Raw genomic sequence first — 21,092 nt, forward strand, 5'->3', positions numbered from 1 at the left:
CGGAGCTCTGATGGTCGGCCCGGACGACGAGGTGTTCGCGATGACGTCGAACGGCGGCGTGATCCGTACCACAGCAGGAACCGCTGGTCGTCGCCGAGCCGCTCGTACACGGCGGCGAGGGCCTCGGCTCCACGACCGGCATCGCTCCCGACCCGTTCGCCGAGACGGGCATCGCGTGCGGGCCGGTGCCGTTCCTCGGCATCGCGTGCGGGCCGGTGCCGTTCCTCGGCATGGCGTGCGGGCCGGTGCCGTTCACCATCGCGTGCGGGCCGGTCCCGTCGCCGATGTCGACCGACCACCAGGGGCGCGCGCCGCCGAAGGGCGCCGGGGCGGACTCCGGTCCGGGACCGTCCTCGATGACCTGCGCCGCGTCCAGGTCGTCGCCGGACGGGGAGTCCGGCGTGCCGGACCGAGGTGGTGAATCGGCCATTGCACTCCTGATGGTTCAACTACCGCAAAGGCCCACGGGCCCTACCGGATCGTAACTGCGGCAGGCGCCGCGGCGCCGAAGGATCGCCGTGTCAGCACCCGTGTCAAGAGCGGCCGGGCCGGCCCCCCGCGGAGGTCAGCCCGCCGGGAGCGCGGCCAGCTGCGACTCCAGCCTGCCGATGTCGGACTCCGCCTGGGCGAGCCGGTCGCGGTTCTTCGCCACGACCGCCTCGGGCGCCTTCGCCATGAACGCCTCGTTGCCGAGCTTGCGCCGCGCCTGGTCGACCTCCTTGCGGGCGGCGGCCAGGTCCTTCTCCAGCCGCTTGCGCTCGGCGGCGACGTCGATCACCCCGGCGGTGTCGAGGTGCACCTTCACGTCCTCGACCGGCAGAGACGCCGTCGAGGAGAAGCCGTCCTCCGGCTCGGTGAGGCGCAGCAGCGCACGGATGCCGTCCTCGTGGCCCTGCAGGGCGGAGCCGTTCCACTCGATCCGCGCGGCGACCCGCTGACCGGGCTTGAGGCCCTGGTCGGCGCGGAACCGCCGCACCTCGGTCACCATCCGCTGGAGGGAGCCGACGAGCTCCTCGGCGCCGCCGTCGCGCCGCGCCGGGTCGGCGGCCGGCCACGGCGCGGTGACGACCGTCTCCGCGCCCGTCAGGGACGTCCACAGCTCCTCGGTGACGAACGGGACGACCGGGTGCAGCAGCCGCAGCAGGTTGTCGAAGACCTCGCCGAGCACGCGGCGCGTCGCCTCGGCGCGCTCGTCGGCGAGCTGCACCTTGGCCAGCTCCACGTACCAGTCGCAGACCTCGTCCCACGCGAAGTGGTAGAGCGCCTCGCACGCCTTCGCGAAGTCGAACGCCTCCAGGTGCGCGTCGACCTCGGCGATCACCGCGTGCAGCCGGGACAGCACCCAGGCGTCGACCGTGGAGAGCTCGGCGGGCATGTCGCCGCGGGTGTGCGCGCCGTTGATGAGCGCGAACCGGGTCGCGTTCCACAGCTTGTTGCAGAAGTTGCGCGAGCCCTGCGCCCACTCCTCGGCCACCGGGACGTCGCCGCCCGGGTTCGCGCCGCGCAGCAGCGTGAAGCGGGTGGCGTCGGCGCCGTAGGCGTCGATCCAGTCGAGCGGGTCGATGACGTTCCCGAACGACTTGGACATCTTCTTGCCGAACTGGTCGCGGACCATCCCGTGCAGGGCGATGGTGTCGAACGGCTGGACGCCGTCCATCGCGTACAGCCCGAACATCATCATGCGGGCGACCCAGAAGAACAGGATGTCGTAGCCCGTGACCAGGACGGACGTGGGGTAGAAGCGCTTCAGGTCGGGCGTCTCGTCCGGCCAGCCGAGCGTGGAGAACGGCCACAGCGCGGACGAGAACCACGTGTCGAGGACGTCGGAGTCCTGCGTCCAGCCGGCGGGCGGCTCCTCGTCGGGCCCCGGGCAGACGACCTCGCCGTCCGGCCCGTACCAGACCGGGATCCGGTGCCCCCACCACAGCTGGCGGCTGATGCACCAGTCGTGCATGTTGTCGACCCACTCGAAGTAGCGGGACGCCATCTCCGGCGGGTGGATCTTGACGCGGCCGTCGCGGACGGCGTCGCCCGCGGCCCGCGCCAGCGACTCGACCTTGACGAACCACTGCAGCGACACGCGCGGCTCGACGACCGTGGAGCAGCGCTGGCAGTGCCCGACCGAGTGCTTGTAGGGGCGGACCTCCTTGACGATCCGGCCCTGCTCGCGCAGCGCGGCCACGACCGCCGGGCGGGCCTCGAACCGGTCCAGCCCCGCGAACGGGCCGTGCGCGGTGACGACGCCCCGCTCGTCCATGACCGACAGGGACGGCAGGGAGTGCCGCCGGCCGATCTCGAAGTCGTTCGGGTCGTGCGCGGGGGTCACCTTGACGGCGCCGGTGCCGAACGCGGGGTCGACGTGCTCGTCGGCGACGACGGGGATCCGGCGGCCGGTCAGCGGGAGCTCGATCTCCCGCCCGACCATGTGCGCGTACCGGGCGTCCTCCGGGTGGACGGCCACGGCGGTGTCGCCGAGCATCGTCTCCGCCCGGGTGGTCGCGACGACGATCTCGTCGTCGCCCGACCCGTACCGGATCGACACCAGCTCGCCGTCGACCTCCTCGTGCTCGACCTCGATGTCCGACAGCGCCGTCAGGCAGCGCGGGCACCAGTTGATGATGCGCTCGGCGCGGTAGATCAGGCCGTCGTCGAACAGCCGCTTGAAGATCGTCCGGACGGCGCGGGCGCGGTCGTCGTCCATCGTGAACGCCTCGCGCGTCCAGTCGACGCTGTCGCCGAGGCGGCGCATCTGGCCGAGGATGCGGCCACCGGACTCGGCCTTCCACTGCCAGACCCGCTCGACGAAGTCGGCGCGCCCGAGGTCGTGCCGCGACAGGCCCTCCTTGGCCAGCTCGCGCTCCACCACGTTCTGCGTGGCGATGCCCGCGTGGTCCATGCCCGGCACCCACGCCACCTCGTGGCCCTGCATCCGGCGGCGCCGGACGAGGGTGTCCTGGATGGAGTGGTCGAGGGCGTGGCCCATGTGCAGCGAGCCGGTCACGTTCGGCGGCGGGATCACGATGGAGAAGGCCGGCCGCTCGGGCGCGCGCTCCGGATCGGCGGTGAACAGCCCCGCCGATACCCACCGCTCGTAGAGCCGGCCCTCTACATCGGCCGGCCGGTACTGGGTGGGAAGGTCGACGTCCGCGGCGGCGCCCTGGCCGCGCTCAGTGCTGGGCTGTGTCACGGCTGACGATTCTACGGGGACGCGCGGGGTGGACGGCCCAGGACGGCCGGTCGCGCCGGGGAGATCCGCTCCGGCGGCCCCCGCCGCACCGCTCGCGTCCACGCAGATCACCTTGATCCGGTCGACCGGAACGGCCTTCGGGTCGCCTGTCCGGCGGCCGGGCCGCCTCGCACCGCGTCCGCGAGCGCCGCGCGGAGGGGCGCGCCGCCCGCGGGCATCGGCCTGGCCAGCGTCGTGCGCGGCGCCCGCGACACGCGGCGGGAGGGGTCAGAGAGCGTTTTCCCGCCGCGGTCGGGACACTGGTCACCTGACACCGGGTCGCCTCGCCGGAAAGGGTGGCGGCGAAGTCCCGCGATGGCGGGGCGGAGGGAGAGGGACGGGATGCGAGCGGGACTGGCACGCGCCGCCGTGCTGGCCGGCGCGTTCACAGCGGGGGCCGTGGCGGCACGTGCCGCGACCATCCCCTACCTCCACCGTCTCACCGCCGACCTGCAGCGCTCCCGCGAGCGCATCCTCGCCAGCCGCGAGGAGGAGCGCCGCCGGCTGCGCCACGACCTGCACGACGGGCTCGGGCCGACGCTCGCCAGCCTCGCGATGTCGCTGGACGCCGCCCGCATCACCCTCGCCGGCGAGCCGGAGCGCATGGACCCGCTGCTCGCCGAGGTCCGGGACCGGCTCGCGAACGCCGTCGGGGAGATCCGCGACCTCGCGCACGGGCTGCGGCCCCCCGCGCTGGACGACCTCGGCCTCGTCGCCGCGATCGAGTCGTTCGCCGCCGGCTGCTGCGAGCGGGTGGACGTCCGGTTCGACGGCGAGCCCGCGGGGCTGCCGGCCGCGGTGGAGGTCGCGGCGTACCGGATCGCGCAGGAGGCGCTGACGAACGTCCGGCTGCACGCCCCGGAGAGCACCGTGACGGTCAGGCTGACCCGGGACGCCGACCTTCACCTGATGGTCGCCGACACCGGGCCCGGCCTGCCGGACGCCCTCCGCAACGGGGGCCAGCCGAGGCCGCGCCGCGGCCTGGCCGCGATGAAGGAGTGGGCCGCCGAGGTCGGCGGCAGCTGCGCGATCGCGTCCCGGAACGGCGGCGGGACCGTCGTCACCGTCCGCCTGCCGCTCGCCGCCGCGCGGATCGCCGCCGGGTACCATCGTCCCTCCATCGGAAGAGACGAGCAGCGATGACCGAGACCATCCGGGTGCTCATCACCGACGACCACCCGGTGTTCCGGCAGGGGCTGAAGGGCCTGCTGCAGGCGCTCGGGGTGGAGGTCGTCGGCGAGGCCGAGAACGGCCCGGGCGCGGTGCGGCTCGCGGCCGAGCTGCAGCCGGACGTGGTCATCATGGACCTGCACATGCCCGGCGGCAACGGCATCGAGGCGACCCGCACCATCACCCGCACCAGCCCGCGCATCGGCGTGCTGGTGCTGACGATGTTCCGCGACGACGACTCGGTCTTCGCGGCGATGCGCGCCGGCGCCCGCGGCTACCTGCTGAAGGAGTCGGGCGCGGAGGAGATCGCCCGCGCCGTCAAGGCGGTCGCGGCGGGCGAGGCCATCTACGGCCCGGAGATCGCTCGCCGCGTGCTCACCTACTTCACCGACATGCCCGACCCGCGGCAGGCCGCGTTCCCGCAGCTCACCGAGCGGGAGCGGGAGGTCCTCGAACTGATCGCGCAGGGCCGCAGCAACACCGAGATCGCCGGGACGCTCTACCTCAGCCAGAAGACCGTCCGCAACCACGTCTCGAACATCTTCATGAAGCTGCACGTCGCCGACCGCGCCCAGGCCATCGTCCTGGCCCGCGAGGCCGGCCTCGGCGAGTCCCGCGGCTGACGTCCCCCCGCGGGGGGCGGCGCGGGTCAACCGCCCGCACGGGTCAGGAAGGCCCGCACCCCGGCGCGCCTGGGCAGTCCGGGCACGGGGCGCAGGATGCCCTCGCGCACGGCGAGCGCCGCGGCCTCGGTCCGGCTCGACGTCCGGGTCTTCTGCAGGACGTGCTCGACGTGCTTGTGGATCGTGCGCGGCGACAGGAAGAACTGCTGGGCGATGACGTCGTTGGACATCCCCATCGCCAGGCGCGTCAGGACCTCCACCTCGCGGCCGGTCAGTCCGTACGGCACCACTGCGGGCCGCGCGTGGACGAGCACCGCCCCCGGCAGGCGGACGGGAAGCTCGGGTGAGAGCAGCCCGACGCGGTGCCACGTCCGGTCGAGGGGCCAGAGGGCGCGGAGCCGCCGGCCGCCCGACTCCCGGAACTCCGCGACGACCTCCCGGAAGGCGCGATCCTCCAGCACCTGCGGCCGCTCCCGCTCCGGCACCGGCACGATCCGGTCGCCGGACACGAGGGCGACGCGATCCGAGGGCCGCACCCCGCCGGCGTGGACGGCGCGCCCTGCCACATCCGCCACCGCGGCCAGCGCGGGCATCACGGATGCGAGCAGCCGGCGTCCCCGGGTGTCGAACGCCCCCTGCCGTCCGCTGGAGAGGTGCACGAGGCCCACGTACCGCCCCTGGTGCCGCAGGGCCCCCGTCATGCCGTCCCGGAATCCCGCGGGCTCCACGTGCTCCTCGTAGAACCAGCCGCGGCGGAAGCTCTGGCTCGGCTCCTCGGAGATGGACGGGGGCAGCTCGGCGTTGAGCACGTCGTCGAACCAGGGGGTGCGGGCGAAGTCGACGGCCAGCGAGCGCGCCGTCTCGGCCGTGTAGCCGACCCCGGCGACCTGGCGGTGCTTCCCGTCGAACGGGTCGACCGCGATCAGGGACGCGGCGTCGCCGTCCAGGACCTCGTTCAGCAGGCGCAGCATCTCCCCGCGCGCCCGGGCCGCGTCGGGCTCGTGGACCAGCATCCCGATCTCGGCCGCGAGCGCGACATGCCGATATGTGGGCATGGCACCTCCTGGCCGCGCGCGGTCGGGCAGCGAACCACGACGAGAGCCCCGAATCTATGGCGCGGACGGGCGCCCGGACAAGATCTTCCGGCGTCACGATCCGAAGCCGCGCACGCCCCCCGGCCCCGGGCGGGGACCGCTCCCGCGCCGGCCGGGCGACTCCGCAGTTCTACGGATGTCCCGGACGCCCGGCCCGCGGTCCCATAACGCGACCGGGCCCGCAGGCGGACCTGCGGCGACCGGCACCTCCACTGGGCAAAGCGCTCTCGTCACCGGAAGAGGAACAAGCGATGACCACGGGCTACCTGTACCACGAGATCTTCGGCTGGCATGACACCGGATCGAACGCCGGCCTGTTCGGGGCGGACCCGGCGGCCGGGCTGCAACCGTTCATGCACATGGAGAACGCCGAGACCAAGCGGCGCATCCACGAACTGATCGTCGTGTCCGGGCTCATCGACCGGCTGGAGCGGGTGCGGCCGCGGCACGCCACGGAGGAGGAGATCCTGAAGGTCCACACCCGGGACCATCTGGAGCGGATCAAGACGGAGAGCGGGTGGCCGAAGGGCGGCGACGCCGGCGACGGCTTCAGCCCCTTCGGAAAGGGAGGCCACGAGATCGCGACCCTGGCGGCCGGCGGCGTCATCGCGATGGTCGAGGCGGTCGTCAACGGCGACGTCGCCAACGGGTACGCCCTGGTCCGCCCGCCCGGCCACCACGCCGTCGCGGGCAGCGGCATGGGGTTCTGCGTCTTCGGCAACCTCGCCATCGCCGCCCGGCACGCCCGCGACGTCCTCGGCGTGCGGCGCATCGCGGTCGTCGACTGGGACGTCCACCACGGCAACGGGACGCAGTCGTTCTTCTACGGCGACCCGGACGTGCTCACGATCTCGTTGCACCAGGACAACTGCTTCCCGCCGAACAGCGGCGCGCTCACCGAACGCGGCGACGGCGCCGGCTTCGGGTACGCGCTGAACGTCCCGCTGCCGCCGGGAACCGGCGACGGAGGCTACCTTTACGCCATGGACCAGGTGGTGGCGCCGGCCCTGCGGCGGTTCCGCCCGGATCTCATCCTCGTCGCCTCGGGATTCGACGGCAGCGCGATGGACCCGCTGGCCCGGCAACTGCTCACCTCCGTGGGCTACCGGAGCATGACGCGGCGGCTCATGGACGTCGCCGAGGACGTGTGCTCCGGCCGGATCGCGATGTCGCACGAGGGCGGCTACAACCCGGTGTACGTGCCGTTCTGCGGGCTGGCGGTCATCGAGACCCTGGCCGGCGCCGAGCCCTTCGACGACCCGTTCCTGCCGGTCGTCTCCGGGATGGCGGGCCAGGACCTCCAGCCGCACCAGAAGGCCCTCGTCGACGAGGTCGCGGCGCTGGTCGGCGACATCTCCGGCGGCCCGGCCGCCTAGCGGCACCCGGGCGGGCGCCCGGGCCCCTCCCCTGGCTCAGCGGGCCGCGAAGGCTCCGTGCTCGCTCTCGAAGACGAGTGCCGCGAAGCGTTCTCCGATGAGGCGGTGGGTCTCGGGGGCGGGGTGGACCCCGTCCGGCAGGGGCAGCTCCGCGTAGTCGGCCTCGCCGTAGAGGGCCCGGCCGTCGAGGTAGTGCAGGTGAGGGTCGTCCTGGGCGCGCCGGGCGGCGATGCCGGCCAGCGCGTCCCTGATGACGGTCAGCGTCAGGCGCCCGCTCGCGACCTCCGCCGGGTCTCCGGTGGCCCGGAACCGCAGCCCCGGGCCCTCGGGATCGAGGGCCAGGGGACCCGGCGTGTGCTCCTGGACGGGGCACAGGATCGGCGAGACGAGCAGCAGCGGCGTGTCGGGATGCCCCTCGCGGACGGTGTCGAGGAAGCCGTGCACGGCGGGCCCGAACGCGCGCAGCCGCATCGCGTCGGCGTTCGCGACGTTGATGCCGATCTTGAGGCTGATCAGGTCGGCGGGGGTGTCGCGGATGGCGCGCGCGGTGAACGGGTCGAGCATCGCGTTGCCGCCGAAGCCGAGGTTGACCAGATCCGCCCCGCCCCGGGCGGCGGCCACCGCGGGCCAGGTGGAGGTGGGGCCGGCGGCGGTGGAGCCGTGGCTGATCGAGCTGCCGTGGTGGAGCCACACGGGGCGTCCGGTGTCCGGGACGGGTTCGACGGGGGCGTCGGCGCGCAGGGCGATCAGCTCGGCGGACTCGACCTGCGGCAGCCAGATCTCCACGTCCTTGGCCTCGGCGGCCAGGCCCGCGAACCTGAGGGTGCCCGGCTCGCCCGGCCTGGTGACCGCCTTTTGGGTCGCCATGTCGATGACGGCCAGGTTCCCGCCGGGCACGCTGCCCCGGCCCGCCGGACGCCCGTCCACCACGAGCTCGTAGAGGCCGTCCGGCTGCGGAGGGGCGCCCTCGTAGGCGCGCTTCGTGGGCAGGACGTCCAGTTCCACGGCGGTTGCACGGGTGCGGAACGCCAGCCGCACTCCCGACGGCTGCTCCTCCGTCCTCGCCATGTACTCGTCGTGGAACTGGACGCGGGCGGCGAGGGGCAGCCGGTGCGGCAGCACACCGCGTGCCTTCCGCTCCAGTTCGAGCGCGCCGCGCACGATGCGCATGTCGATGGGAGTGGTGATCCACTCGGTCATGCCTGCCCCCTCATATTCCCTAATAGTATTAGGCAACCACCAAGTTATCCTAGGAACGAGGTTCCCTGGCACGCGCGGCCTCACCGGCGCACGCCTCGGCCGGGCGACGGCGGCAGCCGGCCAAGGGCTGTTAGCCGCGCTAAAGGCACCTTGAGAATTCGGGCGTTGCCGGGCCGGAGCGCCAGATGCCAGCGTGTGAGCGCCGGCGCCCGGGCGGAGTCCGCCGTCAACGGGGCGCGGTCGATGTGGTGCGCTGCGCGCGCGGGCTTCACCACTCCCTGGTCGGCTGCCCTGTTCCTGCGGGTCGGCGTCCCCGCAGCGGCGGGCCCGCCTCACAGGCCCTCACCCCGGTCGGCCGGCGGCTCTATGCGGACCTGCTGCCCGGCAACAGCAGATCCGGCGCGCGGTCCACACCGCGTCGGCGGCCTTCGCGGGGATCAGTCACGTGATGGCTGCTGCGCTCGAAAGCATGTACGGCGAACTCGGGCGGGCCGGTGCGGGCCGCCATGTCCGCGCGTTCCCTAACATGAATAGGCAGTCACCAAGATGCTCTAGGTCCGGAGGTTCCATGGCACGCGTGGGCATCACCGCCGAACGCCTCGCCCGGACGGCGGCGGAGCTGGCCGACGAGATCGGCTTCGACCGGCTCACCGTCTCGGCGGTGGCGCGCAGGCTCGGCGTCAAGGACCCGAGCCTGTACGCGCACATCGAGAACGCGCGGGAGCTGAAAGTGCGGGTCGCCCTGCTGGCCCTGGAGGAACTGGCCGACAGGGTCGCGGGCGCGGTGGCGGGACGTGCGGGCAAGGACGCTCTCGTGGCGTGCGCCGGCGCCTACCGCGCCTACGCCGCCGAGCACCCCGGACGGTACGCCGCGGCCCGCTTCGAACTCGACCCGGAGACGGCGGCGGCGAGCGCCGGGCCCCGGCACGCGGAGATGACGAGGGCGATCCTGCGCGGGTACGACCTTCCCGAACCCGACCAGACCGACGCGGTGCGCTTCCTCGGCAGCGTGTTCCACGGCTACGTGAGCCTGGAGCTGGCGGGCGCCTTCGGCCACACGGCCCGCGCGGCCGACACGTCCTGGGCGTGGGCGCTGGACACCGTCGACTTCGCCCTCAGGAACCACCCGTCCCGCGCGGCCGCAGGACGGCCGCGCCCCTAGCCGGAAACGCCGAGAGCAGCGGTGCCGCGTGGGCGCCCGCTGCTCTCGTGCGGTTCAGATCTCGTGCGGTGTCAGGCCGACTTCTCCCGCGGCTCGCGCTTGGGACGGTCGCGCGGGACGAGGGTCGGGTTGACGTGCTCCAGCACGGCCTCGCGGGTGATGACGACGCGGGCGACGTCCTGCCGGCTCGGCACCTCGTACATCACCGACAGGAGCACCTCCTCCATGATCGCGCGGAGGCCGCGGGCGCCGGTGCCGCGCAGGATGGCCTGGTCGGCGATCGCCTCCAGGGCGTCGTCGGTGAACTCCAGGTCGACCCCGTCGAGCTCGAAGAGGCGGTGGTACTGGCGCACCAGCGCGTTCTTCGGCTCGGTGAGGATGTTGATCAGCGCCTCGCGGTCGAGGTTGTGCACCGAGGTGATCACCGGGAGCCGGCCGATGAACTCGGGGATCATGCCGAACTTCAGCAGGTCCTCGGGCATCACGTCGCCGAGCACCGCCGACGACTCCTCGAAGTCGGACTTGGAGCGGATCTGCGCGCCGAAGCCCATGCCCTGCTTGCCGACCCGGGACTCGACGATCTTCTCAAGGCCGGCGAACGCACCGCCGCAGATGAACAGCACGTTCGTGGTGTCGATCTGGATGAACTCCTGGTGGGGGTGCTTGCGGCCGCCCTGCGGCGGCACGCTGGCGGTGGTGCCCTCCAGGATCTTCAGCAGGGCCTGCTGGACGCCCTCCCCCGACACGTCCCGGGTGATCGACGGGTTCTCGCTCTTACGGGCGATCTTGTCGACCTCGTCGATGTAGATGATCCCGGTCTCGGCCTTCTTGACGTCGTAGTCGGCCGCCTGGATCAGCTTGAGGAGGATGTTCTCGACGTCCTCCCCGACGTAGCCCGCCTCCGTCAGCGCCGTGGCGTCCGCGATGGCGAACGGGACGTTGAGGAGCTTGGCGAGCGTCTGCGCGAGCAGCGTCTTGCCGGATCCGGTGGGACCGAGGAGCAGGATGTTGGACTTGCCCAGCTCGACCAGGTCGTCACGGCCGGTGTCACCCGACTGGATCCGCTTGTAGTGGTTGTAGACGGCGACGGAGAGCGCCTTCTTCGCCGTCTCCTGCCCGATCACATAGGAGTCGAGGAACTCGTAGATCTCCCGTGGTTTGGGCAGGTTGTCCCACTTGAGGTCGGAGGTCTCGGAGAGCTCCTCCTCGATGATCTCGTTGCAGAGATCGATGCACTCGTCGCAGATGTACACGCCCGGACCCGCGATGAGCTTCTTGACCTGCTTCTGGCTCTTCCCGCAGAACGAGCACTTGAGCAGGTCACCACCGTCGCCGATGCGTGCCACCCAACCGTCTCCTTTTCGTGGGGCCGCCAGCCTTGGAGGATGCGGCGCAGCTGGTCTGCGTCCCGGAGGCTCACGACGTCGGGTTCGACGTTACCGCCTCCAGTGGACTTGGAAAGCCCCTCGCCCGGAAGTGTGACGACCGGGCTGGGGGACTCCCTCGTCCTCGTGCCGTCTCAGGACGACACTACCTCGGCCTTCCGCTTCCTGCTGGCGAAGACGTCGTCGATGAGGCCGTAGTCCTTGGCCTCGGCCGCCGTGAGGATCTTGTCGCGCTCGATGTCGCGGCGGACCTCGTCGATGCCCTTGCCGCTGTGCTCGGCCAGGATCGACTCCAGCAGATCGCGGATCCGCATGATCTCGCGGGCCTGGATCTCGATGTCGCTGGACTGGCCGTAGCTGCCCTCGGTCGCGGGCTGGTGGATCAGGATCCGCGAGTTGGGCAGCGCCGCCCGCTTGCCCGGCGTCCCGGCCGCGAGCAGCACCGCCGCGGCGGACGCCGCCTGGCCGATGCACACGGTCTGGATGTCGGGCTTGACGAACTGCATCGTGTCGTAGATCGCCGTCATGGCGGTGAACGAGCCGCCCGGCGAGTTGATGTAGATGCTGATGTCGCGGTCGGGGTCGATCGACTCCAGCGTGATCAGCTGGGCCATCACGTCGTTGGCGGACGCGTCGTCGATCTGCACGCCGAGGAAGATGATCCGCTCTTCGAAGAGCTTGTTGTACGGGTTCATCTCCTTGACCCCGTACGTGGTGCGCTCGACGAACGACGGAATGATGTAGCGGTCGTCGACCGGCTTCGGAGAGCCGCCCGCGTACGCGGCGGGCCGGACCATATCGCTGAAACCGGGTCGGATGAGGTCGCTCACTGTGTGCCTCCGAATCGTTGTGAGGTCGTCAGGAGACGGGGCCCTCGGAGGGCACCTGGTTGGCGCTGAGCACGACGTGGTCGACGAACCCGTAGTCCTTGGCCTCGTCGGCGGTGAACCAGCGGTCCCGGTCGGAGTCGCGCTCGATCTGGTCGAGCTCCTGGCCGGTGTGCTCGGCGATCTTCTCGGCGAGCGTCTTCTTGACGTACAGCATCTGCTCGGCCTGGATCTTGATGTCGGAGGCGGTGCCGCCGATGCCGCCGGACGGCTGGTGCATCATGATCCGCGCGTGCGGCAGGGCGTAGCGCTTGCCCCGGGCGCCCGCGCACAGCAGGAACTGCCCCATCGAGGCGGCCAGGCCCATGCCGACCGTGACGATGTCGTTCGGGACGTACTGCATGATGTCGTAGATCGCCATGCCGGCGGTGACGGAGCCGCCTGGCGAGTTGATGTAGAGCGTGATGTCGCGCCGGCCGTCCTCGGCCGACAGCAGCAGGAGTTCGGCGCAGATGCGGTTGGCGATGTCGTCGTCGACCTGCTGGCCGAGGAAGACGATGCGCTCGCGCAGCAGCCGCTGGAACAGCTGGTCGCCCAGAGGCAACAGGGGCGCCTCGGCGACCCGCGCCTGGATCCGCGACGACTCGTCGAAAGTCGGAGGCATGCTCACCGGGTGTTCCTCCGGTCCTTTTAATCGGTTCGGATGATTGGACATTAACGCGCTCACGGGCCCACTCACGCCCGGGGGCCCGGCTTTTCGCCAGGGGCGTACCCGGCGCGGCCCGGGCGACGCGCGGGTTCCGGACGATCTTCGCCTCGCATCCGGCCCGGCGGACCCCGCTCACGCGCACGCCCCGCACCCGTCGTACGGATGCGGGGCGTGCCCGGTGCCTCGTGGACGTCCAGGAAAAGCTCTAGGCGTCCTTGGTCTTGCCGTCCTGCTCGTCGGCAGCGTCGGCGGCCGGGGTCTCCTCAGCGGCGGCCTCAGCCGTCTCCTCGGGGGCCTCCTCCGGAGCGCCGCCCTCGGCCTGCACGTCGGCGCCGTCCTCGCCGGCGTCCTCGGCCTGGACGGTCTCGCCGTTCAGCTCGCGCTGCACGGCGTCGACGTCGATCTCGTTGCCCGACTCGTCCTTGACCGTGACGTGCTCGACCACGAGGTTCAGCGCCTTGCTGCGCAGGACCTCGGAGACGATCGCCGGGAGCTGGTTGTTCTGCGTCAGGTACTCGGCGAGCTGCTGGGGCTGCACGCCCATCTGCATCGCCTGCGAGACGACGTACTCGCTGAGCTCCTCGTTCTCGACGTTCAGCTCCTCCTGGACGGCGAGCTGGTCGAGCACGAAGCCGCCCTTGACCGCGAGGCGGGCCGCGTCGGCGACCTCGGTGTCGAACTCCTCGGCGGTCTTCTCCTCTTCCTTGAGGTAGTCGTCCTTGGTCATGCCGGCCATCTGGAGCTGCTGCTCCAGCTGCTGGTTGCGGCGGCCGATCTCCTCTTCCACGACCTTCTCGGGAAGCGGGATGTCGACCTTCTCCAGGAGCGCCTCGAGGGCCTTGTCGCGCGCCTCGGACAGCTGCTGCAGCTTCACCTGCCGCCCGAGCCGGACGCGCACGTCCTCGCGCAGCTCCTCGATCGTGTCGAACTCGCTGGCGAGCTGGGCGAACTCGTCGTCGAGGTCGGGCAGGTTCTTGACCTTGACGCTCTGCACGGTGACGGTGATCTCGGCCTCCTCGCCGGCGTGCTCGCCGCCGACCAGGGTGCCGGTGAAGGTCTTGTCCTCGCCCGCGGCGAGGCCGACGATGGCCTCGTCCAGCCCCTCGATCGCGGAGTTGCTGCCGACCTCGTAGGAGTAGCCCGCGGTGGAGGCGTCCTCGATCTCCTCGCCGTCGATCCGCGCGACGAGGTCGATGGTGGCGAAGTCGCCCTCCTCGGCCGCGCGCTCGGCGCCGGTGAGGGAGGCGAAGCGCTCGCGGAGGTTGTCGATGGTCTCGCCGACCTGCTCGTCGGTGACCTCGGCGTCCTCGACGACGACCTCCAGGCCGTCGTAGTCGGGCACCTCGAACTTCGGCCGGATGTCGACCTCGGCGGTGAACGCGAACTGGGTGCCGTCCTCCAGTTCGGTCACCTCGACGTCGGGCTGTCCGAGCACGAAGATCTCGGACTCCTCGACGGCGCGGCCGTACAGCTCGGGAAGCGCGTCGTTGACCGCCTCCTGGAGGACCGCTCCCCGGCCGACGTACTTGTCGATCAGCGGGGCGGGAACCTTGCCGGGCCGGAAGCCCTTGATCCGCACCTGCTGCGAGATCTCCTTGTACGCCTTGTCGAGGTTCGGCTTGAGCTCGTCGAACGGAACCTCGACGGTGAGCTTGACCCGCGTGGGGGTCAGCTCCTCGACATCGGTCTTCACTGGGGTCGGTCTCCTTGATCGGGCGCTGTCTCGGCCGCGGCGTTCGACGCGTTCTCTTCCTCTTTACGTGCGAGCCCTCGGCCTCCACGCAGCGGGCTGCGCCGTGGTGCTCGGCCGGTCAGTCTCTCGGCGGCGCGGGCACGCCGAAATACGGCTCCGCGCCTTCGCGCGGCCAAGTCTATGGGGTCGCGGCCCCGGCTGCGGACATCGGAGGCCCGCAAGCCCGGCGAATCCGAGTCAGCGCCACCGTACGGGCAGTGACATGGAGCACCGGGACCCCCATACTCGTCCGGGATGAACGGGATAGCCGCGGCCTCCAGTGCGACCGGTCTCTACTACCTCGGGTTCGCCGTGTTCAAGCTCGCGGCGGACCGGATGCCCCCCGTCCGGGGCAACCGCATCCCGCACATGGTGTGGACGATCGTGAGCAACTGGGTCTTCCTGATCGCGCTCGGGATCGTGCTCGGCGGCCTCGGCCTGCAGATCCTCGCGCTGCGCAACCTGCCGCTGTCCACCGCCGTACCGATCTTCATGTCGGGCATCGTGCCGCTGCTGCTGATCGCGCTGGTCTTCTTCGGCGAGCGGCTGACCCCGCGCGAGTGGCTCAGCCTGGTGCTGATCGGCGGGGCGATCCTGCTGCTGACCGCGTCGCTGCGGGGAGACGAGCCGATCGGCTCGGCCGACGCGCCGCTGTGGAAGATCGCCGCGGTGGTCGCCCCCGCGGTGCTGGTGCCGGTGCTGATCCTGGTCCTCGGCGACCACCGGCCCGACGGCCGGCACGCCCGCCCGGTGACCGGCATCGCCTACGGTCTGAGCTCGGGCTTCCCGGTCGGCACCGCCGAGCTGGCGATCAAAGGGTGGAGCGACGACGCGCACGCCACGAGCCCGCGCATCGCCGCGACGCCGTGGCCGTACCTGACGGTGCTGGCCGCGGCCATCGGGTTCGGGATCATGGTCATGGCGTTCCAGCGCTGCCGGGTCTCGATCGTGGCCACCGTGATGACCGTGAGCGCCAAGACCTACCTGCTGGTCATGGGCACGTTCCTGTACGCGGAGCCGTGGCCGCAGGACGCGGCGCACTCGGCGATGCGGCTGGGCGCGCTGGCGCTGGGCGCGGTCGCCGTCCTGCAGTTCCCCCGGCACCGGCCGATTCCGGACGAGCCCGACGGCTCCTCCGCGGAGGGCGCCGACGCGGTGGACCCGTTCGGCACGGCGGTCGGCGGGCCGGCGCTGGGCGGCCCGAGGCTCGGCCAGGCGTACCGGCACGCTCCGCAGGTGCCGCGGCAGCGTTCCCCGTACGCGCAGGACCCGCTCGGCGAGGGTTCCCGCGCCCGGCCCGAGGCCCCTCCCCCCGAGGCGGCGCCGCAGCCGCGGCGTCCCGTCCGCCCGCGGCGCCCGACCGAGACGGGCTCGGACGGTCGCTGGCGCGGCTTCGGCGACGACTGAACGGCGCCCCGCCGCCGAGCGGGGGACGCCGTTCAACGCTGTCGCCGGGTGTCAGCGCTTCTTGCCGGAGCGGCCCTTGTCCTTGCTGGGGAGGCCCTTGTCCAGGCCGGCGCGCCGGAGCGCGTCGGCCATGGCGCCGCCCCCGGAGAAGTCGCCGCCTCCCTGGCCGCCGCGGCGCTGCCCGCCGCGCTGGTTCCGGCCGCGCTGGTCCTGACCCCGCTGGCCCTGGCCCCGCTGCTCCTGGCCCCGCTGCTCCTGACCGCGCTGCCCCGGGCCCCGCTGGCCCTGGCCGCGCCGGTCCTGACCGCCGCGTCCCGGACGCGCGCCGCCCTCGCGCTGCTCGCGCTGCTCGCCGCGCCGACCGCCGCCGCCCTGCTGGTCGCGGCCCGGCTCGTCGTCCAGGCGCAGCGTGAGCGAGATGCGCTTGCGCTGCAGGTCGACGTCGAGGACCTTCACCCGGACGATGTCGCCGGGCTTGACGACCTCGCGGGGGTCGGAGACGAACTTGTCCGACATCGCGGAGATGTGCACGAGCCCGTCCTGGTGGACGCCGACGTCCACGAACGCGCCGAACGCGGCGACGTTGGTGACGACGCCCTCCAGGAGCATGCCGGGTTCGAGGTCGGCGAGCTTGTCGACGCCCTCCTTGAACGTGGCGGTCCGGAACGCCGGGCGCGGGTCGCGGCCGGGCTTCTCCAGCTCGGCGAGGATGTCGGTGACGGTCGGCAGCCCGAAGGTGTCGTCGACGAACTCCGCCGGCCTGAGCGAGCGCAGGACGGCGGTGTTGCCGACGAGGGACTTGATGTCCGTGCCCGCGGAGTCCAGGATCCGGCGGACGACCGGATAGGACTCGGGGTGCACGCTGGAGGCGTCGAGCGGGTCGTCCCCGCCGGGGATGCGCAGGAAGCCCGCGCACTGCTCGAACGCCTTCGGGCCGAGCCGCGGGACCCCCTTCAGCCCGGCGCGGCTGCGGAAGGGGCCGTTGGCGTCGCGGTGCGCGACGATGTTGTCGGCGAGGCCCTCGCCGATGCCCGACACACGGGTGAGCAGCGGCGCGGACGCGGTGTTGACGTCGACGCCGACGGCGTTCACGCAGTCCTCGACGACGGCGTCGAGGGAGCGCGACAGCTTCACCTCGGACACGTCGTGCTGGTACTGGCCGACGCCGATCGACTTGGGGTCGATCTTGACCAGCTCGGCGAGCGGGTCCTGCAGGCGGCGGGCGATGGACACCGCGCCGCGCAGCGAGACGTCCATGCCGGGCAGCTCGCGGCCCGCGTACTCCGACGCCGAGTACACCGACGCGCCCGCCTCCGACACCATGACCTTGGTCAGCTCGAGGTCGGGATGCCGGGCGATCAGGTCGGCGGCGAGCTTGTCGGTCTCGCGGGAGGCGGTGCCGTTGCCGATCGAGACCAGGTCGACCCGGTGCTCGCGGGCCAGCCGGGCGAGCGTCTCGATCGACTCGTCCCACCTGCGGCGCGGCTCGTGCGGGAAGATCGTGTCGGTCGCGACGACCTTGCCGGTCGCGTCCACGACGGCGACCTTGACGCCGGTGCGCAGGCCCGGGTCGAGGCCCATGGTCGTGCGGGTGCCGGCGGGCGCGGCGAGCAGCAGGTCGCGCAGGTTGGCGGCGAACACGCGGACCGCCTCGTCCTCGGCCTCCTGCCGCAGCCGGGTGCGCAGGTCGATGCCGAGGTGGACGAGGATCCGGGTGCGCCAGGCCCACCGGACCGCGTCCGACAGCCACTTGTCGGCGGGACGCCCCTGGTCGGCGATCGCGAACCGGCGGGCGATCTCCACCTCGTAGGAGCTGCGCGCGGCCGGGTCCTCCCCCGCCTCCTCGGGTTCCAGGTCGAGGTCGAGGACCTCCTCCTTCTCCCCCCGGAACAGCGCGAGGACGCGGTGCGAGGGCAGCTTCGCGAACGGCTCGGCGAAGTCGAAGTAGTCGGAGAACTTGGCGCCCGACTCCTGCTTGCCGTCCCGCACGCGCGAGACCATGCGCCCCCGGTTCCACATCCGCTCGCGCAGGGCGCCGATGAGGTCGGCGTCCTCGGCGAAGCGCTCGACCAGGATGGCGCGGGCGCCCTCCAGCGCGGCGGCCGCGTCGGCGACGCCCTTCTCTTCGTCCACGAACGCCGCGGCCTCGGCCTGCGGGTCGCGGGACGGGTCGCCGAGCAGCATCTCGGCGAGCGGTTCGAGCCCGGCCTCGCGGGCGATCTGGGCCTTCGTCCGCCGCTTCGGCTTGTACGGGAGGTAGATGTCCTCCAGCCGCGCCTTGGAGTCGGCCGTGATGATCTGCGCTCGCAGCTCGTCGGTGAGCTTGCCCTGCGACTCGACCGATTCCAGGATCGCGGCGCGGCGCTCGTCCAGCTCGCGCAGGTAGCGCAGCCGCTCCTCCAGCGCGCGGAGCTGGGCGTCGTCGAGCGCGCCGGTCGCCTCCTTGCGGTAGCGGGCGATGAACGGGACGGTCGCCCCGCCGTCGAGCAGGTCCACCGCGACCCGCACCTGCCCCTCGCGGACGCCGATCTCCTCGGCGATGCGCTCGGTGATGGGCCGCAGGGCGGGCCCGGGGCCCTGGCCGTCGGACGTCTGGCTGATGGTCGCTGTCACAGCTTGAATTCGCTTTCTCCCCTGAGTGTCGCCTGTGCATTGTCCAGGGAACGGGGCCGGTTGTCTTGTCACGCTCGAATGACGGTAGGCCTAACCCCACCGCATCGGTCACGAAGAGGGGGTCTAGCACCACCGAGCCGCGAGGGGCGAACGATGACAATGGTGGAGGTCCCACGGCGAACCCTTGGAGGAACGGTGAGTGAGCTACTGCGCGGGTACGGGCGGCGCGCCCTCGCCTGTTTCGGGCGGGCGGTCGTCCAGATCGTGCTGGCGTACGCGGTGAACCTGCCCTTGTTCATCGTGACCGTGCTGTCGATCGCGTTCATCCCGCTGGGGTTCGGGGTCGTCCTGGCTCCGGTGATGTTCCAGGCGATCCGGACGGTCGCCAACCAGCAGCGCGCGTGGGCGGCCGGGTGGTCGGGGGTGCGGATCCCCGTCCCGTACCGGGCGGAGCCGGCCGGGGCGGGCGTGTTCGGCCGGCTGAAGTGGGTCCTCGCCGATCCGGCCTCGTGGCGCGACCTGCTGTGGACGCTCCTGAACGTGCCGGTCGCGCTCGTCCTCGGCGTCCTCGCGGGCGGCCTGACGCTCTACGGGCTGGAGGGCGTGTTCGTGGCGCCGTGGGTGTCGCTGCTCACCGACTACGGCTGGGGTCCCTTCTGGCCGCTGAGCGACTGGGGCGTCATCGGCTTCGTCGGCACCATCGTGCTGGGCGCGGCGCTGACGGCGGTGTCCGTCCCGCTGGGGCCGCTGTTCCTGAAGGCGCACGCCCGGTTCTGCCAGTCCCTGCTCGCGCCGACGCGGGACGCGCTGGCCGAGCGCGTCGAGCGGCTCACCGAGACGCGCTCGGAGGCGGTGGACGCCTCGGCGGCCGAGCTGCGCCGCATCGAGCGCGACCTGCACGACGGCGCGCAGGCCCGGCTGGTCGCGCTGAGCATGAACATCGGCCTCGCCGAGGAGATGATGAAGCACGATCCCGAGACGGCGCAGAAGCTCCTGGCCGAGGCCCGCGAGGCGAGCGGGACGGCGCTGACGGAGCTGCGCGACCTGGTCCGGGGCATCCATCCGCCGGTCCTGGCCGAGCGGGGCCTCGACGGCGCGGTGCGCGCCCTCGCCCTCACCCTGCCGCTGCCCGTCGACGTCCGGATCGACCTGCCCGGGCGCGGGGACGCCCCGGTGGAGTCGGCGGCGTACTTCGCGGTCGCGGAGATGCTCGCCAACGTGGTCAAGCACTCGGCCGCGCGGCGCGCCTGGGTGCAGATCGAGCACCCCGGGGACCGGCTGATCATGATCATCGGTGACGACGGGACCGGCGGCGCCGACCCGGGGGCCGGGAGCGGAATGCGCGGTATCGAGCGCAGGCTGGCGGCGTTCGATGGGACGATGGCGGTGACGAGCCCGGTCGGCGGGCCGACCATCGTGACCATGGAGCTGCCGTGCGCGTTGTCATCGCCGAGGACCTCGCCCTCCTCCGGGACGGGCTGATCCGCCTGCTGGAGGCGTTCGGGTTCGAGGTCGTCGAGGCGGTCGACAACGGGCCGTCCCTGCTGAGGGCGCTGACCACGCACCGCCCGGACGTGGCGGTCGTGGACGTCCGGCTCCCGCCGACGTTCACCGACGAGGGGCTCAGGGCCGCGCTGGACGCGCGCAAGGAGATCCCGGGCCTGCCGGTCCTCGTGCTGTCGCAGCACGTGGAGCAGCTGTACGCGCGGGAGCTGCTGTCCGACAGCACGGGCGGCATCGGCTACCTGCTGAAGGACCGCGTGTCGGACGTCAAGGTCTTCGTGGAGGCGGTGCGCCGGGTCGCGGGCGGCGGCACCGCGCTCGACCCCGACGTGGTGGCCCAGCTGCTCACCCGGCACGCCCGCGAGGAGCCGCTGCAGCAGCTCACTCCCCGCGAGCGCGAGGTGCTCGGGCTGATGGCGGAGGGCCGCTCGAACGCCGCGATCGCCGCGAAGCTGTTCGTGACCGAGAAGGCGATCAGCAAGCACACCAACAGCATCTTCGGCAAGCTCGGGCTGCCGCAGTCCGAGGACGACAACCGCCGCGTCCTCGCCGTCCTGGCCTACCTGGGCGCCTGATCCCCGCCGCCTCCGGTCACGCGGCCCAGGGCGGGACGATCCGCTCGTCCCCCTGGGGCGCGATGGCGCACCGGGTCTCGTCCACCAGGGCTTCGGGGTCGTAGGCGAGGCAGCCCGCGTGGGCGGCGACGACGGCGGTGAAGCCGGTGTCCCCGGCCGTGATCTGGCGGGGCGCGTCGGCGGGCAGGACGACGGTGTCGCCGGCGCCCGCCTCCAGCTTGCGGCCGTCCAGATCGACGGTGGCGTCGCCGTCGAGGAACGTCCACACCTGCTCGGTGTCGAACGCGTGCAGCGGACCGGTCTTGCCCGGCGTCCCCTTCACGCGCCAGACCGCGATCCCCTCGGTGCCGCCCTGGGTCGGAGTGGCGGCCGTGGTCATCACGCCGTTCGGCGTCTCGGTCCGGCGGCTCTCGGCGTTGCGGATGAGCGTCATGGTTCCCCGTCCCCTAAGTTAGACAATGTGGTTGTCCATATAGTCAACGAGGTTGTC

The 21,092-nt window shown here is 72.1% G+C and carries 16 protein-coding genes and 1 pseudogene; 7 read left to right on the forward strand and 10 right to left on the reverse strand.

Going from position 1 to position 21,092, the window contains the following annotated elements:
• Both ABWI04_RS12605 and ABWI04_RS12610 read right to left on the reverse strand, forming a co-directional pair.
• Positions 1-430 (reverse strand): annotated as a pseudogene (locus ABWI04_RS12605) (hypothetical protein); the annotation flags it as partial.
• A gap of 135 nt (positions 431-565) precedes the next feature.
• Positions 566-3,187 (reverse strand): valine--tRNA ligase, encoded by a 2,622-nt coding sequence (locus tag ABWI04_RS12610; RefSeq protein ID WP_345180856.1) that lies wholly within the window; start codon positions 3,185-3,187, stop codon positions 566-568.
• Between the two features lie 381 nt (positions 3,188-3,568).
• Between ABWI04_RS12610 and ABWI04_RS12615 the strand changes: the two genes are divergently transcribed.
• Together ABWI04_RS12615 and ABWI04_RS12620 are read left to right on the forward strand one after the other, a co-directional pair.
• A complete protein-coding gene (locus ABWI04_RS12615) occupies positions 3,569-4,369 on the forward strand; it encodes a sensor histidine kinase (RefSeq protein WP_353832481.1) in 801 nt (266 codons plus the stop codon).
• Positions 4,366-5,019, forward strand: a complete 654-nt coding sequence (locus tag ABWI04_RS12620; protein ID WP_179836648.1) for a response regulator transcription factor — start codon at positions 4,366-4,368, stop codon at positions 5,017-5,019. The genes ABWI04_RS12615 and ABWI04_RS12620 overlap by 4 nt, the downstream gene beginning before the upstream one ends.
• A gap of 26 nt (positions 5,020-5,045) precedes the next feature.
• On the opposite strand, the gene ABWI04_RS12625 is transcribed toward ABWI04_RS12620, so the two are convergent.
• Positions 5,046-6,074 (reverse strand): helix-turn-helix transcriptional regulator, encoded by a 1,029-nt coding sequence (locus tag ABWI04_RS12625; RefSeq protein WP_353832482.1) that lies wholly within the window; start codon positions 6,072-6,074, stop codon positions 5,046-5,048.
• Between the two features lie 290 nt (positions 6,075-6,364).
• Between ABWI04_RS12625 and ABWI04_RS12630 the strand changes: the two genes are divergently transcribed.
• Entirely contained in the window at positions 6,365-7,489 is a 1,125-nt protein-coding gene (locus ABWI04_RS12630; protein WP_345180863.1) for a histone deacetylase-like amidohydrolase, read from the forward strand.
• A gap of 36 nt (positions 7,490-7,525) precedes the next feature.
• Here the strand turns inward: ABWI04_RS12630 and ABWI04_RS12635 are convergent, their stop codons facing one another.
• A complete protein-coding gene (locus ABWI04_RS12635) occupies positions 7,526-8,689 on the reverse strand; it encodes a GDSL-type esterase/lipase family protein (RefSeq protein WP_353832483.1) in 1,164 nt (387 codons plus the stop codon).
• Positions 8,690-9,257: 568 nt separating this feature from the next.
• Here ABWI04_RS12635 and ABWI04_RS12640 point away from each other — a divergent pair.
• Positions 9,258-9,851, forward strand: a complete 594-nt coding sequence (locus tag ABWI04_RS12640) for a TetR/AcrR family transcriptional regulator (protein ID WP_353832484.1) — start codon at positions 9,258-9,260, stop codon at positions 9,849-9,851.
• Between the two features lie 71 nt (positions 9,852-9,922).
• Here the strand turns inward: ABWI04_RS12640 and clpX are convergent, their stop codons facing one another.
• From clpX to tig, 4 genes are all read right to left on the reverse strand, one after another.
• Positions 9,923-11,197 (reverse strand): ATP-dependent Clp protease ATP-binding subunit ClpX, encoded by a 1,275-nt coding sequence (gene clpX / locus ABWI04_RS12645; RefSeq protein WP_149261596.1) that lies wholly within the window; start codon positions 11,195-11,197, stop codon positions 9,923-9,925.
• 173 nt (positions 11,198-11,370) lie between these two features.
• Positions 11,371-12,033: an ATP-dependent Clp protease proteolytic subunit gene (locus ABWI04_RS12650; protein ID WP_185034410.1), complete on the reverse strand. Its 663-nt coding sequence runs from the start codon at positions 12,031-12,033 to the stop codon at positions 11,371-11,373.
• Positions 12,034-12,094: 61 nt separating this feature from the next.
• Positions 12,095-12,727, reverse strand: coding sequence for a ClpP family protease (locus ABWI04_RS12655; RefSeq protein ID WP_345181000.1), 633 nt, complete (start codon positions 12,725-12,727; stop codon positions 12,095-12,097).
• 250 nt (positions 12,728-12,977) lie between these two features.
• Positions 12,978-14,465: a trigger factor gene (gene tig / locus ABWI04_RS12660; protein WP_353832485.1), complete on the reverse strand. Its 1,488-nt coding sequence runs from the start codon at positions 14,463-14,465 to the stop codon at positions 12,978-12,980.
• Between the two features lie 294 nt (positions 14,466-14,759).
• Here tig and ABWI04_RS12665 point away from each other — a divergent pair, with 294 nt between their 5' ends.
• On the forward strand, positions 14,760-15,911 hold the full coding sequence (locus ABWI04_RS12665; RefSeq protein ID WP_353832486.1) for an EamA family transporter: 1,152 nt from the start codon (positions 14,760-14,762) through the stop codon (positions 15,909-15,911).
• A gap of 51 nt (positions 15,912-15,962) precedes the next feature.
• On the opposite strand, the gene ABWI04_RS12670 is transcribed toward ABWI04_RS12665, so the two are convergent.
• Positions 15,963-18,524, reverse strand: a complete 2,562-nt coding sequence (locus tag ABWI04_RS12670; protein ID WP_353832487.1) for a Tex family protein — start codon at positions 18,522-18,524, stop codon at positions 15,963-15,965.
• Between the two features lie 195 nt (positions 18,525-18,719).
• Here ABWI04_RS12670 and ABWI04_RS12675 point away from each other — a divergent pair, with 195 nt between their 5' ends.
• Both ABWI04_RS12675 and ABWI04_RS12680 read left to right on the forward strand, forming a co-directional pair.
• Positions 18,720-20,006 carry a sensor histidine kinase gene (locus ABWI04_RS12675; protein ID WP_345180879.1) on the forward strand — a complete coding sequence of 429 codons (1,287 nt, stop codon included), beginning with the start codon at positions 18,720-18,722 and terminating at the stop codon, positions 20,004-20,006.
• The gene (locus ABWI04_RS12680) at positions 19,958-20,602 is read left to right on the forward strand and encodes a LuxR C-terminal-related transcriptional regulator (protein ID WP_345180881.1); all 645 of its coding nucleotides are present in this window, start codon (positions 19,958-19,960) and stop codon (positions 20,600-20,602) included. Before ABWI04_RS12675 ends, ABWI04_RS12680 begins: the two co-directional genes overlap by 49 nt.
• Before the next feature lie 16 nt (positions 20,603-20,618).
• Here ABWI04_RS12680 and ABWI04_RS12685 read toward each other — a convergent pair whose 3' ends face one another.
• Positions 20,619-21,035: a cupin domain-containing protein gene (locus tag ABWI04_RS12685; protein ID WP_353832488.1), complete on the reverse strand. Its 417-nt coding sequence runs from the start codon at positions 21,033-21,035 to the stop codon at positions 20,619-20,621.
• Positions 21,036-21,092: the final 57 nt, after the last annotated feature.

This window comes from Actinomadura sp. NPDC000929 (genome assembly GCF_040492065.1).
Taxonomy (GTDB): Bacteria; Actinomycetota; Actinomycetes; order Streptosporangiales; family Streptosporangiaceae; genus Spirillospora; species Spirillospora verrucosospora.